We start from the raw sequence: 15471 nt of genomic DNA, 5'->3' as shown, positions 1-15471 counted from the left end.
TCACGCCGATTGGATCTGGCACAGGGTTACTTTGCCCTCGTGCATGCCGGTGACCGGATCGTAGCCGTAGGACGTGATCGTGTTGACGCTTTCGCCCAGCACGATCGGGTCACTGCCCTTCGGATATTTGCTGCGCTGGTCGACGCCCTGGAACCAGCCGGAGAAGTGGAATGGCATGAATGCCACGCCCTTGCCGACACGGTCGGTGACCAGCGCCTTGACGCGGGCCTTCGAGCCGTTTTCCGGACCGAACACCCAGACCCAGCCGCCGTCCTTGATGCCGCGCTCGGCAGCGTCAGACGTGTTGACCTCGACGAACATGTCTTGCTGCAATTCGGCGAGCCATTTGTTCGACCGGGTTTCCTCGCCGCCGCCTTCGTATTCAACGAGGCGTCCCGAGGTCAGGATGATCGGGAATTGCTTGGCCAGCCCCTTGTCCACCGCCGCCTTCTGAACGGAGAAGCCGAGATTGGCCATGCGGAACTGACGTCCGTCCGGACGCGTCGGGTACTTCGCGACCAGATCGGGCCGCGCCGTGTAGATCGGCTCGCGATGAACCGGCACGGGATCGGGCAGATTCCACGCCACCGCGCGGGCCTTGCCGTTGCCATACGCCATCACGCCATGTTCGAGCGTAACGCGGATGATGCCGCCCGACAGATCGACCGCCCAACCGACGCCATCAGGGTTGTTGCCGCCGATCTTGTTGATGGTGGCGAGTTCGTCCGCGGTGAGGTCCTTGTCCCAACCGAGCTTCTTGAGCACGCCGTAAGTGAACTCGGGATAGCCGTCGGTCAGTTCAGATCCCTTGCTGTAGGAGCCTTCGGCCAGCATGTTGACGTTCTTCACCGAGCCGTCCGGCTGCTTCTCTTCATAGACCACGCCGAAGCGGGCGCGGAATGTGCCGCCGCCGTCCTTGGCATGAAGGTTGGTGTTGTAGAGCGTATGCGTTCCCGGATGTCGGATCTGCGGCGTGCCCCAGCACGGCCACGGCAGGCCGTAATAGTCGCCGCCGATCTCGGGCTCGTCTGCCTTGGCACGCAGGGTCACCAGGTCGAATTTGCCCTGGTTGTTCATGTGCGCCTTCAGCCGTTCCGGCGACTGGCCGGAATAGCCAGTCGAGAACCCGCCGCGGTTGATTTCGCGCAGCAGGTCTTCGGCCGACGGCTGCTTGTTCTCGACCTTGATGTTCTTGAACATCCTGTCAGCGAAACCAAGCTTTTCAGACAGCCGATAGATGATCTCGTAATCATCCTTCGATTCGAAGATCGGCTTGACGATTTGCTCGCCCCACTGCAGCGAGCGGTTGGAGGCCGTGCGCGAGCCCGAGGTCTCGAACTGGGTGCAGGCCGGCAACAGGTACGTGCCGTTCTTGCGGTCGGAGATCGCGGCGAACGTTGTGGGATGCGGATCGGCGACCACGAGCAATTCGAGTTTTTCGAGGCCCTTCACCATCTCGGTCATGCGCGGCACTGTATTGCCGCCATGCCCCATGATGACCACGCCCTTCACGACATCGCGCTGGTCGACGTCATCAGGGTTGGCAAGCGTCGCATCGAACCAGCGGGTCCACGGGATGCCCGGCAGCTCCATGTTCTGCTTGCGGGTGCGCGCCGGACGACCGGCCTTCGCCGGTACTTCGTCGAAACGCGACTGCAGGTAATCGTATTCCACCTCCCAGACGCGCGCCCAGTGCTTCCAGGCGCCTTCGACCAGGCCGTAGTAGAGCGGCAACGTCACGATATCGAGGCCGATATCGGTCGCGCCCTGCACGTTGCAATGGCCGCGGAAGATGTTGGCGCCGCCACCGAAGGTGCCGACATTGCCGGTCGCCAGCAGCAGGTCGCAATAGGCACGGACGTTGGCGGTGCCGACGGTGTGCTGGGTGCCGCCCATGCACCAGACAAAGGCCGATGGCTTCTGCTTGGCAAACGTCTCGGCGACCTTCTTCAACTGCTCGCCGGGAATTCCGGTGACACGTTCGACCTCTTCCGGCGTCCACTTCGCGACTTCGGCGCGGATCTGGTCCATGCCGTAGACGCGTTGCTTGATGAATTCCTTGTCTTCCCAGCCATTGTTGAAGATGTGATGCAGCATGCCCCAGATGACGGCGATATCGGTACCGCTGCGGAACCTCACATATTCGGTGGCATGCGCCGCGGTGCGGGTGAAGCGCGGGTCGAGCACGAACACGTTGGCGCGGTTGAGCTCCTTGCCGGAGAGGATGTGCTGCAATGAAACCGGATGGGCTTCGGCGGCGTTCGATCCCATGAAGACGATCGTCTTCGAGTTGCGCATGTCATTGTAGGAATTCGTCATCGCGCCGTAGCCCCAGGTATTGGCGACGCCGGCGACGGTGGTCGAATGACAGATGCGGGCCTGGTGATCGATCGAGTTGGTGCCCCAGAACGCCGCGAACTTGCGGAACAGATAACCACCCTCGTTGGAGAATTTCGCGGAGCCCAGCAGATAGACGGAATCGGCGCCCGACTTGGCGCGAATTTCCATCATCTTGTCGCCGATCTCGTTGATGGCCTGATCCCACGAGACCTTCTGCCACTCGCCGTTGACGAGCTTCATCGGATATTTCAGCCGGCGGTCGCCGTGGACGAGTTCGCGCACGGCTGCGCCCTTGGCGCAGTGCGAGCCGCGATTGATCGGGCTGTCCCAGGCCGGTTCCTGGCCGACCCAGACGCCGTTCTGCACTTCGGCGATCACGGTGCAGCCGACCGAGCAATGCGTGCAGATGTTCTTCCTGATTTCGGTCGGTGCGCCGACCTTCTCAGGCCCGGCCTGCGCCTTGCGCACCGAGCCGAGCGGCATCAGGCCGATCGCGGCGCCCGCACCGGCCGCCAGACCGGACCGCCGCAGGAACGTGCGGCGATCGAGAACTCCCGACGCGAGGCCGGCAGCGATACCCTGCAAACGCGCCCTGCCCGCGGATCCATCTCTTCGCTTCATCAACATGTGCGTGGTCCCATCAATAGCGGTTGACGCGATAGAAATTCTTGACGTGATCGGTTTCTTTGTAGCGAGCCTTGACGCGCTCGGCCTGCGACTCGTCCGCAACCGCCTCGCCGCCAGTGAGCGGCACAACGGCTGCTGCAGCGACCGCCGAACCGCCCATCAGAAACAGGCTGCGCCGATCCACCCCTGTGGCCCGTGATTTGCCCTTGCTGTCAGATGGCTTGCTCATTGCGATCTCCTTCATAGTTCTTGCCTTTCGCCGTCACTCGGACAGCGTGAAGGCCTCGGATTCCAATTCCATGAAGACACGGCCGGCGCGGCCGACGGCGCGGTAGAAGCGCGCCGATGGCGACATTTCCAGATCGGCGAACATCCGCACCGCCCACGGCTTGAGATGCCGTTCGAAAAAACGCACCTGTTCGGCGAACTCAGCCTCAAAGTCGTCGCGTGCGAGGCCAGCCATGACCTCGAGCAGAATGGCGATGTGATCTTCCGGCTCGCGCGAGGGGCCCGCGCGCTCGATCCCGAGCGTGCGCAGATCCTCGCGCACCCGCGCCAGCGGACGCTCGTGAAGAAAGCCGGTCAGATAGTAGGAGGCATAGGGCAGCAGTTCGCCGCGGCCGAGGCCAATGAAGAGATCGAAGAACTCCTTGCTCACGGCGCGATCATCGGTCGCCGCGGCTGCGGCTGCGAGTTCGATATGCGCCATGCCGAGTTCGGAACCATCGCCCTTCAGCGTGGCCACGCGCTTGAGCGTTTCGGCGTCAGGCGCCTTGCCGAGCAACAACGACAACAGGCCGTATTCCGCGGCACGCAGTTGATCGATCTCGTCAATTTCGGGTTTCGATGTCACCTGATTCTCGGATGATCCGTAGAGATCGGGACGCAGGACAAAACGATTCACCTGCGTCAACGTTTCGACAGCGAGAACCCGCTCGGCGGGAATGCGCGACCACGCCGAAACCGACGGCTGCGCAATACCGAGCCTCCGCGCGAGCGACCCGACGCCACCTGCTGCCTTAATAGCTAGTTCCAGTCCGGCATCACGCATGGTGCTACCGATTTCTCCCCGCCCACTCGCGCCCACCCGTGTCCCCGGGCAAACAAACTTAGAACTGGAATTATTCCAAGCTGGAGACTCTCTAACATAGCCATTGGCTATGTCCGCAAAAACTTTTGTCTAAACAATCGGTTTTGCGGTGCCATGACGTCGCACTGGCTGCTGCGGTGCAACAGGCTGAACCGGCTGGGTTTCTTCGGCCGGCCCAGGTTCGCTGGCATCGCCATCGGCCTTCACTTCCGTCTCCGCCGCCGGTTCCCCGGACCGTCTGAGAGACTGCGCCGGGAGATCTTCCTGTGGTTCCGCCGACAGATCGCGTTCGGACGGCTCTATCGGAGAGCCTGCGGCCTCACCTTTGGAACTTGCGTCGGAATTTGTCGTCTCGGCTGCGGGTTCTCCCATGATCTGCGACACCAGTCGCGCGACATCGACGCCAGCGCCGAGTTCGCCGCCGCCGGGCACCCCGCCCGGCGCATTCCAGTCATAAGCGTATTCGAGCGCTGGATTGACGTAATTACGGATCGCGGGATCCAGCGCCCAGGATTTTTGCAAGGCCGCATTCCGCAAATGTTCGGGAACGCCCTTGCGAAGAAATGCGGTGATGTCCGTGCTACCAGTCAGTTCCTCGAGCTTTGGCAAGGTCGAGAGATCGAATTCCGGCGTGACGTCTTCGCCTTGCGGTGCGGGCGATCCTGGCGATTCGACACTTTCGGCAGCCGGCTCGGCCTGCGTCGGCTCCGGCTGTTTTGCCTCCTGCTTGCGCTGCGACCATCGCGCCAGAAAGCCCTTGTCCCGATCGGTTTCGTCCGGACCACTCATCGGCGTCCCGTTCCTTCATCCGATCGGCCGCCCGGCACGCGCGGCCGATCGCCGCTGGCGCGATCCCGCTGGCGTTTGTGGAACACGCGCTCGACATGGAATCGATCGACAAAGGCTGCAATCCATGACGCGATCTCCGGCGGCATCGGCACGGTACCGATCACGTCGCAGCCGCTTTCGAACATCGCCTCCCCTTCGGTCGGGTCGGCGGTTACCTTGGTCAATTCGAGCTCTGCGCCACCGTCCTGACGCCGCAACGCGACCCAGATGCGCGGTGCGCCGTCGGCAAGGTTATCGCGATAATTCGCCGTTTCCGAGCTGAACAGATCGATGCTCGCCGAGCCCGCGTAATAGGTCGTCGTATCGGGTTCGTTGGACAGCACGGTCCACGGCGCAGTCGCTGGCACCTCGTCCAGAATCATCGCCGGCGACCACAACTGGTCGATCCAGGGATTGTCGATCGAACGGCGCCGCACCACCACACCAACCTCGCGGGATGCTTCAGTCATTGCCATTCCCGATCCTCTCGTCGGTGGATCATGTGACATTCGCGGCCGCCGCAAGCGGCAATCCCGCGATCAGGTTTTGCGGTTTCAATCTCACCACCTTGTCGGCGCCCATGGCGAGGATGAGGTAGACGGGCTTGTCGCCGACCCGCTCATCCACCAGCCGCGCATCTTCGATGGTCAGGCGCATCAAGGCAACGATGCGCTCGGCAACGTCGCCCTCCAAGCGCTCGCCGTGCCACAGCGCATTGCCGATCCGCGTCGCGTCGCTGTCGAGACCGACGAACCAGCGCCAGTCGCGATCCTCGATCGAGGCGATAGTTTCGACGCTGACGGTAACGCCGAGCAGATGGCCGATCCACCGCTCGATGACCCGGCACAGCCCGGCGCGCGCCTTGGCATTGCCGCCGAGATTCATCACCATCGCGTGCGCGTCCGATCGCGACCAGTAGGTCCACGCGTTTTCGTCGTCCATCACGTCCATCTCGCCGAAGGACTTCGGCTGTTGCAGCATGGCCGTGAGCGGCGATGAATGCAGGTCGTGCTGGGCATGCTGCTCCGCCTCGATCACCTCCGCATCGGCCAGCAGCAGCGTGCCGTCGTGAACGGCCGCCAGTTGGCTGCGATAGAACAGCTCCGCTGCGCGCAATATATAAGGGTCGTCGCAGCCTTCGAGTGCGTTGCGCAGAATCAGATGACATAACTGCGACAGAAAGATCGGCGGCAGGTCGCCCGCCCCCTTGCGCGCCAGCGCGACATAAACCGCCTCCAGCGACGGCGCCGCCATCAACCGGTCGCGGAAATTCATCATGAAGGACCAGTTTTCGCGGGCGTCGGCATCGGCAAGCCGGGCGATGTCCGCGCTAGAGACCGGGCGCAGCGGATCGGCCATCAGGCGCGCATGCAGATCGCGCTCGGCCTCGCAGGCATCCGCCGGCGGCATCAATTCGGGCCGCGCCAGATAGGCCATGATGAGTTCAGGCGTCGCGACCAGCCCGCCGTGGTCGGCGCGGCGCGTGAGGTGATGGCCCGAGGCGACCCAGAATTCTCTCATGTACGATCCGTCGTTCTGGCATCGGTCTTGATCAGCCTGAGAAGATCGACCTCTTCGGCAGGTTCAACATCGCCTTCGACCTCATGGAAGGTAAAGGCGCTGGCATGGGCGTGCAACCGGTCGGCATCTGCGGCAACAGGGCGCGGCTTGAGAGTGCGAAAGCGCTCGCGGATTTCACCGTTTTCGACGCTGCGCTGCACGGCAAGCAGCGTCTGCGGCGGATGCTCGCACAGCGAAGCTGCGAACGCGATCTCCTCCTCGGCGGCAAGGCGCGCAGCATTCGCATCGGGCGCCCCGAATTTCTCCATCAACTGGCTAGCGAGCCGCTCGATCATCGCCGACCGCTCCGCTTCGGTGGCTTCGGTGACGATGGCAAGGGTCGACCATCCGAGACTGTCGATGCCGAGAAAGCCCGAACGCAGCGCCACGCGTTGCTTCTGGCCGAGCGTGGCCAGATCCCGGTTCCAGAACACGAACGCGCCGGAAACAGCCCATTCACCGGGTTCGGCTGCCCGCTCGAAGACGAACGTATCCGACGGGTCCAGCCTGATGGTTCGCGGAAATTTCAACATGTCCGCCTCATCCGAATTTCGGACCGCGCGCCTGCGGATCATACCAAGCAGCGCGCCCCAGCGCATCCACCAGACTGCTCCGCTCGGGCGCTCCGCTACCGGCAGGCAGGCCGACCAGAAGATCGCCGTTGACGTCGATGCCGCGTCGCTCGCCGGCTTTGCTTTTGGGAAGCCGTTCCAGATAGTCCCGCGCGATCGCCTCGAAGCCGCGCTCTTTCCAGCGGTCGAACGCGGTCATGAGGTGGCGGCTGAAGCTCTCGATGATCGCATCGGTATCGACCATCTCAAAACCTTCGCTCAGCAAGGACACGCCCGAGGCCGCCTGCATCTCCGGGACATGCGCCATGGCGGCCGCGCGCAGGATCACGCCGAAAACGAGCCATTCAGGTATGTCGTCTTCGGTGCATTCCGCCGGCCAGCCCAGCCGTCCGCCGCCGAGCAACCCCGCGTCGAACCTGACAGCATCAGGCCAGTCGAACGTGACCTCCCGCTCCGGCGGACAATGGGCGGCAATCGCATCGGCCAGCGCATTCATGCCGGCAAACAATGCCCGTCGCGCTGAACGGAGCGGTTCGTCGGGTTCAAGGACCACCGCGAACTCGACCAGATCGTAGCGGCGCACCCACACGAAAGTCCCCGCGCCCGCCTCCGCCGCGATCTCGCGAGCATGCGTGAAGGCATCGCCGAGCTCGCGCAACGCGACCAAAGTATAACCGGGGGGCAGATCGAGTGTCTGTTCCGTATCCCCGAGACGAGCGATCACGAAGAACTATTCCCTCATTGCTTCATAGCCTGCGGGTGTATGCTATCCCGCGCAAGCCGGCGGCGCGAGCGGCCTTTGTGTCTTGCAGATATCCGCCCGAGCGGTTACCGCAGAACCGTGGGATGAAGCAACCGCCCATCTTGGTGCATCGGGTTCAAGGTATTTCAAAATGAGTGCGGCGACGTCTCGCCTCCTGATTTGCAGTTGCGAGAAGACCATGCCGCTCGATGCGGCAGCGATCGGTCGCGGCTGCACGGCCAAGGTCACGCAGGCAAACCAGCTTTGCGGCCTCGACCTCGACCGCTTCAAGGAGGCGCTCGCCGAAGGCTCGCCGATCACGGTTGCCTGCACGCAGGAAGCCCCGCTGTTCCGGGAAGTCGCGGAGAACTCACCGGAAGCCCAGCTCACCTTCGTCAACATCCGCGAGACCGGCGGCTGGTCGAAGGATGCCGCGGCGGCGGGACCAAAAGCCGCGGCGCTGATTGCCGCAGCGGGCGAAGATATGCCGGCGATCTCATTGGTCACGCTCGAGAGCAGCGGCGTTGCACTGATCTATGGCCGCGACGAAATCGCGATCGACGCGGCGCAACGTCTCGCCGATCGTTTGGACATTACCGTGCTGCTCACCAAACCCGGCGACGTGACCCCGCGCCGCACGAACGAGTTTCCCGTGCTCAAGGGCACGATCCGCAATGCACGCGGACATCTTGGGCAATTCGAGCTTGCGATCGACGATTACGCGCTGCCCTCCCCTTCCTCGCGTGCGAAGCTCGTGTTTGGAACGTCGCGCAACGGCGCCACTTCGACCTGCGATCTGATCCTCGATCTTTCGGGCGGCACGCCGCTGTTTCCCGCGCATGAACTACGCCCCGGTTACCTGCGCGCCGATCCGCGCGACAAGGCCGCCGTCGAGCGCGCGATTGCGGATGCCGGCGGCCTCGTCGGTACCTTCGACAAGCCGCGCTTTGTCAATTTCGAGCCGTCGCTCTGCGCGCATTCGCGTTCGTCCATCACTGGATGTACGCGTTGCCTCGACCTGTGTCCGACCGGCGCGATTACGCCGAACGGTAATGCAGTCGCGATCGATGCCAATATCTGCGCCGGCTGCGGTTCCTGCGCTTCGGTATGCCCGACCGGCGCGGCCTCTTATGCGCTGCCGAGCGTAGATGCCCTGATGCGGCGGCTGCGCACGCTGCTGCAAACCTATCGCAAGGCCGGCGGAAGCGACGCCGTGGTCTTGTTTCACGACGGCGAGCACGGCGAGGAAATCATCGACGCCCTGGCGCGGTTCGGCGAAGGCTTGCCGGCCAATGTGCTGCCGCTGCGCGTCAATGAAGTGACGCAGCTCGGTCCGGAACTCCTCGCATCCGTCTTTGCCTATGGCGGCAGCGGCGTCGCGCTGCTCACACGCGCCAAGCCCCGCCACGACATCACGGCACTCCACCGCGCGATCGAGACGTCGGATCGAATCGTTACCGCGCTGGGCTTCGGCACCGGCATCATCCGGATCATCGAGACCGACGATCCGGATCAGTTGCGCGCGATGCTGGATGCCGCTCCCCGCGGCGTCGCAACTCAAAAGCCGGCCGGCTTTGTTCCTCGCGGCGCGAAACGCGGCGTGCTGGAGACGACGTTTCGAGAGCTTCATCTCGCCGCCCCCACGCCGGTCGGTGTCGTACCGCTGGCGCCGGGCGCTCCCTTCGGTACCGTGAACCTGAATGTCGAAGGCTGCACCCTCTGCCATGCCTGCGTCACGGCCTGCCCGACCGGCGCGCTGTCCGATAACCCTGATCGCGCGATGCTGCGCTTCACCGAAAGCCTCTGCGTGCAATGCGGGCTTTGCGAATCGACCTGCCCCGAGCACGTCATCACCATCGAACCGCGTCTCGACTTCCAGGCCTGGAACACGCCGCAACGCGTGCTGAAGGAGGAAGAGCCGTTCAACTGCATCGCCTGCGGCAAACCTTTCGGCACCAAAAGCTCGATCGACCGTGTGCTTGCAAAGCTCGGCGAGAAGCACTGGATGTTCCAGGGCGCCAACGCCAAACGTCTTGACGTCATCAAGATGTGCGCGGATTGCCGAGTCGAAGCGGTGGTGAACGAAAGCTTTGACCCGCATGCGGCCCCGCAACGCCCGCCGGTCATGTCGACAGAGGATTATCTGCGCGCGCGCAATGTGAAGAAGGACGATCCGCTTGGATCGTAAGCAGTCTGTGTCTACCGCACCTCCAGATCTCAAGGCCCGCGCGACCTCAAGAGCCGCCGGCATTCCCGGCGTCAAGCACATCGTCGCGGTTGCCTCCGGCAAGGGCGGCGTCGGCAAATCCACCACCTCCTGCAACCTCGCGCTCGGCTTTGCGGCGCTCGGGCTGAAGACCGGCATTCTCGATGCCGACATCTACGGCCCGTCGCAACCAAGACTGTTCGGACTGCGCGGCAAGCCGCGGCAGCTCGGCCCGCGCATGCTGGAGCCGATGGAGCGTTTTGGCGTCAAGGTGATGTCGATCGGCTTTCTGGTCGAGGAAGACAACGCCATGATCTGGCGCGGGCCGATGGTGATCTCGGCGATCACGCAGATGCTCCGCGAAGTCGCATGGGACGATCTCGATATCCTCGTCGTCGACCTGCCGCCCGGCACCGGCGACGCGCAGCTCACCATGGCGCAACAGGCGCCGCTCGCCGGCGCGATCATCGTCTCGACGCCGCAGGACATCGCCCTGATCGACGCGCGACGCGGCATCGCGATGTTTCAGAAGGTCAGCATCCCTATCCTGGGACTAATCGAAAACATGTCGAGCTTCTGCTGCCCGACCTGCAACCACGTCACGCCGATCTTCGGCCACGGCGGCGCGCGGACGGAAGCCGAAAACCGCGGCATTCCCTATCTCGGCGAAATTCCGCTCGATATGCAGATCCGCCAGACCTCCGACGATGGCCGCCCGATCGTCGCCGTCGAGCCCGACGGCGTCCACGCCATGCATTACATCGGCATAGCACGCGAGATCTGGACCACGATCGTAACCGGCGCGGCGCACCGGCCGCCGCCGCGCATCGTCATCGAATAGACGCCACGCGAGTAACTCACGGGCTCATGAAGACCGGATTGATTCGTTCCGCTCCGTCGACAAGGCCGAGCGCGCGCAGTTCGTCGCGGTGCAGATCGACGGTTAGAATCGACAGGACCAGGAAAAGAACAGCGACAATGTAAACGAGAAGTGGCGAGGCCGATTTGTCGGTCGCATCGCGCTGCGCAGCCGTCCGCTCTCGGGAATAACTCCAGAACGGAGCCAGCAGAGCCCGCAAAGCATGGAGCATTCGGACCGTTCTTCGTTGCATCGCGCCCTGAGCCTAGATCGGCCGTTGGCCGATGTCGAGATTTGGACATCAGGACATCGTGCCACACCTGCAAGCAGGCGTGGCAGAAGCCGACCTGCGGCTAACGAGCCTCCTCGAAACCGCCGAGTGCAGCGGTGAGATTGGCGCCGAGGATATCGGAGAGATAGCCTCCCTCTTGCACGAAAACGGTCGGAAGGCCCAGTCGGGCGATCGCAGCGCCGATGCGCCGGAAGCCGGCCGTCGTCACCGCAAGGCCGGCGAGCGGATCGTGCTCCGAGGCATCGAGGCCGAGCGCCACCACGAGCGCACCGGGCGCAAACGCGCGGATGGTTTTTTCCGCTTCACCAATCGCCTTGATGTAGTCGTCATCCCCGGTGCCCTTCGGCAACGGAATGTTGAGGTTGGCGCCGAGGCCGGGGCCGGCGCCACGCTCGTGCGCATATCCCCATACGAACGGATTGAAGAAGACCGGATCGGCATGGATCGACACCGTGAGCACGTCGGGCCGTTCGTAGAAGATGCCCTGCGTGCCGTTGCCGTGATGCACGTCGACATCGAGAATCGCGACGCGCTCGTGCTTCAGCTTAAGTTGAGCCGCCGCCACTGCGCTATTGTTGAGAAAGCAGAATCCGCTCGCAAGATCGCGATAGGCATGATGGCCGGGCGGCCGGCACAGCGCGTAAGCCGCGTCTTCGCCGTCCATGACGAGTTGGGCGGCCGTCGTGGCAACGTCGGTCGCAGCGCAGGCGGCAGCCCAGGTACCGGGACCGATCGGGCACGAGGTATCGATGGTGTGCCAGCCGAGGCGACCGACGATGTGGGTCGGGTAAGTGGCGGCGTAGCGCACCGGATGCATGTTGGCGATCATTTCAGGGCCGGCATCGCCAAGCGCACTCCAGGCGTCCCACGCCTCCTCCAGAAAGCGAAGATATTCGGGACTGTGGACGCGCGACCTCGGTCCCTGACCGAAAGCCGTCGGCGAGACCAGATCGTGCTTGCCGGCCTTCAACCCTGCCAGCAAACGATCGGCGCGCTCCGGCTGCTCGGTGGTGCGCTGGATGACGCCGCGCACCAGGAAGAATTGCGGATCGTGGCTGCGATGCAGCTCGGTGTAGACGGCCTTCACGCGGGTACTCCGTTGGTGGGCAATAGAATTCCGCTTGACGCCGCACCGGCATCGCTGCTCGGAGGCGTAAGCTCCCGCACCAGTCTGCCGACCTCGCGCCAAGCGTGACCGATATGGTGATCGACATGTGCGGTGATGCGTTCGGGGTACCCGGCTTCGATCGCCGCAAGCAGCGGCTCATGCGTCCGCGCGATCTCATGCGGATCATCGTACAGGCGGCCAATCAGCCCGATGACCATGCGCAGCTCGGCCGCGAGATCATCGAACAACCGCAGCAAGCGCCGGTTATCGGCGATTTCGAAGATCAGCCGGTGAAAGCGATAGTCTTCTTCTACTTGCCGTGCCGGATCGTCGAGATCGGCTGTCCTGTGGAGAATATCGAGTTGCCGCCGTAACGCGTCGCGCGCGTCGGCGGTGAGATTGCGCGCTGCCAGCACGCTGGCGTGGCGCTCAATGCAAAGCCGCAAATCATAGATCTCGTCGATGTTCCTGATTTCGAGCTTGCGCACGAAAAAGCCACGGCGCGGCTTTGCCACCAGCAGCCCCTGCTTTTCCAGCAGCCGCGCCGCTTCCCGCACCGGCGCGCGGCTGATGCCCAATTCGCGGGCAATGCCCGCTTCCACTACCTTGGAACCCGGCGGCAGGCGGCCCTGAACGACCGCTTGCGTGAGGATGCGGGCGACCTGGCCGACCAGATCGCTGTCGGTAAGTGCCGGCAATCCGACCGGAAGAGACATGGAGCGCATCGGCTAAACCTACGTCAGCTCGTGTATATTTTTTAATCGTCGATTGTCGACAGATTCATCTTGCCAAATTGTTCCGCCCCCTGCAACTTGAAAAGGTTGAAAATGGGTAAAGGCGGAAATGACCAGCGCAGCTCCAAACACCGCAAAGGCATGGCCGGCGGCGGCAGACCAGACTCTCCAAATCCGGATCGACCTCGCGGCAGCCTACCGGCTGATTCACCGGCTTGGTCTGGACGACAGCATCTACACCCACATCTCCGTCCGGCTTCCGGGCCGGCAAGACCGCTTCCTCATCAACCCCTACGGCCTGCGCTTCGAGGAAGTCACCGCGTCAAACCTGGTGACGGTCGACCTCGACGGGAACGTCATCGATGATCCCATGGGGCTCGGCATCAACCCGGCCGGCTTCACGATTCACAGTGCGATCCATGCCGCGCGGCATGACGCGATCTGCGTCCTGCACACGCACACGGTCGCGGGCATCGCCATCGCCTGCCAGAAACAGGGCCTGCTGCCGCTCAATCAATGGTCGCTGCAGTTTACCGACTGCCTCGCCTATCACGACTACGAAGGCATCGCGCTCGATCTCGATGAGCGTTCGCGCCTTGTCGCCGATCTCGGCGACAAGTTCGTGATGGTGCTGCGCAATCACGGCATGCTGACCTGCGGGCGCTCCGTCTCCGAAGCCTTCAAGCTGATGCACAATTTGGAACGCTCCTGCCGCGCCCAGCTCGCCGTGCAGTCGTCCGGCGCCGAGATCATCGAGCTATCGGCAGCGGTGGCCCGCAAGACGGCCGGCCAATACGCCAACTTCTACGACGCAATCGAAACCAATGGCGTGCCCGACAGCGAATGGGCCGCCTTCAAGCGGATGCTTGAGCGTACCGATCCCGATTTCGCGAACTGACGAACGCCCCCCTCAATCCGGTAGCGCGCCGGCCAGCCATTTTTGAACGAGGTAAGTAATGTCCAAGCGAAAGATATTGATGAGCTTTGCCGCGCTTTGCATGCTGAGCACCGCGGCAGTCGCCGAGGGGCCGAAAGCAGGCGGCTTCGTCAATGCCGTGATTCAGCCGGAGCCGCCGAGCCTGATGGTGGGTCTGGTCCAGAACGGCCCGACGCAGATGGTCGCCGGCAACATCTATGAAGGCCTGCTGCGCTACAGCCCCAAGCTGGATCCCCTGCCCGGCCTCGCCGAGAGCTGGACGGTCAGCGAGGACGGCAAGATCTATACGTTCAAGCTCGTGAAGGGCGCGACCTGGCACGACGGCAAGCCGTTCACATCAGCGGACGTCCTGTTCTCGATCGAATTCCTCAAGCAGACCCATGCGCGCGCCCGCGGCAATCTGGTGCAGCTCGACAAGGTCGAGGCTCCCGACGAATCGACGGTCGTCTTCACGCTGAAGCAGCCGTTCGGCCCCTTCATCGGCATCTTCGAGGTCGGTTCGCTGCCGATGATTCCGAAGCACATCTATGAAGGCACCGATTTCAAGACCAATCCGGCCAACAACACGCCTGTTGGCACCGGGCCCTTCATGTTTAGGGAATGGCAGAAGGGCTCGTTCATCCGCCTGGTCAAGAATCCGAACTACCACGTCAAGGGCAAGCCCAATATCGACGAGATCTATTGGCACGTGATTCCGGACGCGGCCGCGCGTTCGGTCGCCTACGAAACCGGCAAGGTCGACGTGCTGCCGGGCGGCTCGATAGAAAATTTCGACGTGCCGCGCGTGAGCAAGCTCAAGAACACCTGCGTCACGGGTGCGGGCTGGGAGTTCTTCAGCCCGCATTCCTGGCTCTGGCTCAACAACCGCTCAGGGCCAACCGCGAACAAGAAATTCCGCCAGGCGCTGATGTTTGCGATCGATCGCAACATGGCCAAGGACGTGGTCTGGAATGGCCTCGGCAAGGTCGCCACCGGCCCGTCGGGCTCGGCGATCAAGTACTACACCGGCGCGGTGCCGAAATACGACTACGATCCGGCCAAGGCGAAGGCTCTCCTCAAGGAAGCCGGGTACAACGGCGAGAAAGTCCGCATGCTGCCCTTGCCCTATGGCGAGACGTGGCGGCGCTGGGCCGAAATGGTTCGCCAGAACCTGCAGGACGTCGGGATCAACGTCGACATGGTCGCGACCGACGTCCCCGGCTGGAACCAAAAGGTCAGCGAGTGGGACTACGACATCGCCTTCACCTATCTCTATCAGTATGGCGATCCCGCGCTCGGCGTCGGCCGCAACTACGTGTCCAGCCAGATCGCCAAGGGCTCGCCGTTCAACAACGTCGAAGGCTATTCGAATCCCGAAATCGACAAGCTGTTCGCCGATGGCGCGGTCGCCTTCCCTGATGCGGCGCGCGAGGGGATCTATGCCAAGGCGCAGAAGATCCTCGTCGAGGACGTGCCGGTCGCATGGATGCTCGAACTGCAATTCCCGACCATCACCCGCTGCAGCGTCAAGAACCTGATCACGACCGGCATCGGCGTGAACGACGGTTTCCGCGACGCCTGGATCGAGAAGTAATCG

General features: G+C 63.2%; 15 protein-coding genes. 4 read left to right on the top strand and 11 right to left on the bottom strand.

What is annotated here, in order from left to right:
- From IVB22_RS06755 to IVB22_RS06720, 8 genes are all read right to left on the bottom strand, one after another.
- Complete coding sequence (locus IVB22_RS06755) at positions 1–2967, bottom strand: formate dehydrogenase subunit alpha (RefSeq protein ID WP_247516517.1); 2967 nt, start codon at positions 2965–2967, stop codon at positions 1–3.
- A 13-nt stretch (positions 2968–2980) separates the two neighbouring features.
- Positions 2981–3196, bottom strand: a complete 216-nt coding sequence (locus tag IVB22_RS06750) for a hypothetical protein (protein ID WP_247516516.1) — start codon at positions 3194–3196, stop codon at positions 2981–2983.
- Positions 3197–3229: 33 nt separating this feature from the next.
- Complete coding sequence (locus IVB22_RS06745) at positions 3230–4018, bottom strand: molecular chaperone TorD family protein (RefSeq protein ID WP_247516515.1); 789 nt, start codon at positions 4016–4018, stop codon at positions 3230–3232.
- Positions 4019–4147: 129 nt separating this feature from the next.
- Positions 4148–4846, bottom strand: coding sequence for a DUF3306 domain-containing protein (locus tag IVB22_RS06740; protein WP_247516514.1), 699 nt, complete (start codon positions 4844–4846; stop codon positions 4148–4150).
- On the bottom strand, positions 4843–5355 hold the full coding sequence (locus IVB22_RS06735) for a DUF3305 domain-containing protein (RefSeq protein WP_247516513.1): 513 nt from the start codon (positions 5353–5355) through the stop codon (positions 4843–4845). Before IVB22_RS06735 ends, IVB22_RS06740 begins: the two co-directional genes overlap by 4 nt.
- 28 nt (positions 5356–5383) lie before the next feature.
- Positions 5384–6406, bottom strand: a complete 1023-nt coding sequence (locus IVB22_RS06730) for a DUF6352 family protein (protein WP_247516512.1) — start codon at positions 6404–6406, stop codon at positions 5384–5386.
- Positions 6403–6978 carry a DUF6505 family protein gene (locus IVB22_RS06725; protein ID WP_247516511.1) on the bottom strand — a complete coding sequence of 192 codons (576 nt, stop codon included), beginning with the start codon at positions 6976–6978 and terminating at the stop codon, positions 6403–6405. The genes IVB22_RS06730 and IVB22_RS06725 overlap by 4 nt, the downstream gene beginning before the upstream one ends.
- Positions 6979–6985: 7 nt before the next feature.
- Complete coding sequence (locus IVB22_RS06720) at positions 6986–7741, bottom strand: biotin/lipoate--protein ligase family protein (RefSeq protein WP_247516510.1); 756 nt, start codon at positions 7739–7741, stop codon at positions 6986–6988.
- Positions 7742–7910: 169 nt separating this feature from the next.
- Between IVB22_RS06720 and IVB22_RS06715 the strand changes: the two genes are divergently transcribed.
- Together IVB22_RS06715 and IVB22_RS06710 are read left to right on the top strand one after the other, a co-directional pair.
- Positions 7911–9947: a 4Fe-4S binding protein gene (locus tag IVB22_RS06715; protein ID WP_374207478.1), complete on the top strand. Its 2037-nt coding sequence runs from the start codon at positions 7911–7913 to the stop codon at positions 9945–9947.
- A 7-nt stretch (positions 9948–9954) separates the two neighbouring features.
- Positions 9955–10806, top strand: a complete 852-nt coding sequence (locus IVB22_RS06710; protein WP_374207477.1) for an Mrp/NBP35 family ATP-binding protein — start codon at positions 9955–9957, stop codon at positions 10804–10806.
- 16 nt (positions 10807–10822) lie between these two features.
- Here the strand turns inward: IVB22_RS06710 and IVB22_RS06705 are convergent, their stop codons facing one another.
- The 3 genes from IVB22_RS06705 to IVB22_RS06695 all read right to left on the bottom strand — a co-directional run bounded on the left by IVB22_RS06705 (position 10823) and on the right by IVB22_RS06695 (position 12940).
- Entirely contained in the window at positions 10823–11056 is a 234-nt protein-coding gene (locus tag IVB22_RS06705; protein ID WP_247516508.1) for a hypothetical protein, read from the bottom strand.
- A 121-nt stretch (positions 11057–11177) separates the two neighbouring features.
- Positions 11178–12203, bottom strand: a complete 1026-nt coding sequence (locus tag IVB22_RS06700) for a histone deacetylase family protein (protein ID WP_247516507.1) — start codon at positions 12201–12203, stop codon at positions 11178–11180.
- Positions 12200–12940, bottom strand: a complete 741-nt coding sequence (locus tag IVB22_RS06695; protein WP_247516506.1) for a GntR family transcriptional regulator — start codon at positions 12938–12940, stop codon at positions 12200–12202. Before IVB22_RS06695 ends, IVB22_RS06700 begins: the two co-directional genes overlap by 4 nt.
- Before the next feature lie 127 nt (positions 12941–13067).
- Here IVB22_RS06695 and IVB22_RS06690 point away from each other — a divergent pair, with 127 nt between their 5' ends.
- Positions 13068–13856: a class II aldolase/adducin family protein gene (locus tag IVB22_RS06690; protein WP_247516505.1), complete on the top strand. Its 789-nt coding sequence runs from the start codon at positions 13068–13070 to the stop codon at positions 13854–13856.
- 58 nt (positions 13857–13914) lie between these two features.
- Positions 13915–15468, top strand: coding sequence for an ABC transporter substrate-binding protein (locus tag IVB22_RS06685; protein ID WP_247516504.1), 1554 nt, complete (start codon positions 13915–13917; stop codon positions 15466–15468).
- Positions 15469–15471: the final 3 nt, after the last annotated feature.

The organism is Bradyrhizobium sp. 190 (assembly GCF_023073415.1).
GTDB lineage: Bacteria > Pseudomonadota > Alphaproteobacteria > Rhizobiales > Xanthobacteraceae > Bradyrhizobium.
The sequence above is the reverse complement of the archived record's forward strand: the minus strand, read 5'-3'. Positions and strand labels throughout refer to the sequence as shown.

Bases quoted from the DNA above. Each gene is read 5' to 3' on its own strand.
- IVB22_RS06755 (WP_247516517.1), bottom strand. From the start codon at position 2,967: ATGTTGATGAAGCGAAGAGATGGATCCGCGGGCAGGGCGCGTTTGCAG.
- IVB22_RS06750 (WP_247516516.1), bottom strand. From the start codon at position 3,196: ATGAGCAAGCCATCTGACAGCAAGGGCAAATCACGGGCCACAGGGGTG.
- IVB22_RS06745 (WP_247516515.1), bottom strand. From the start codon at position 4,018: ATGCGTGATGCCGGACTGGAACTAGCTATTAAGGCAGCAGGTGGCGTC.
- IVB22_RS06740 (WP_247516514.1), bottom strand. From the start codon at position 4,846: ATGAGTGGTCCGGACGAAACCGATCGGGACAAGGGCTTTCTGGCGCGA.
- IVB22_RS06735 (WP_247516513.1), bottom strand. From the start codon at position 5,355: ATGACTGAAGCATCCCGCGAGGTTGGTGTGGTGGTGCGGCGCCGTTCG.
- IVB22_RS06730 (WP_247516512.1), bottom strand. From the start codon at position 6,406: ATGAGAGAATTCTGGGTCGCCTCGGGCCATCACCTCACGCGCCGCGCC.
- IVB22_RS06725 (WP_247516511.1), bottom strand. From the start codon at position 6,978: ATGTTGAAATTTCCGCGAACCATCAGGCTGGACCCGTCGGATACGTTC.
- IVB22_RS06715 (WP_374207478.1), top strand. From the start codon at position 7,911: ATGAGTGCGGCGACGTCTCGCCTCCTGATTTGCAGTTGCGAGAAGACC.
- IVB22_RS06705 (WP_247516508.1), bottom strand. From the start codon at position 11,056: ATGCTCCATGCTTTGCGGGCTCTGCTGGCTCCGTTCTGGAGTTATTCC.
- IVB22_RS06695 (WP_247516506.1), bottom strand. From the start codon at position 12,940: ATGTCTCTTCCGGTCGGATTGCCGGCACTTACCGACAGCGATCTGGTC.
- IVB22_RS06690 (WP_247516505.1), top strand. From the start codon at position 13,068: ATGACCAGCGCAGCTCCAAACACCGCAAAGGCATGGCCGGCGGCGGCA.
- IVB22_RS06685 (WP_247516504.1), top strand. From the start codon at position 13,915: ATGTCCAAGCGAAAGATATTGATGAGCTTTGCCGCGCTTTGCATGCTG.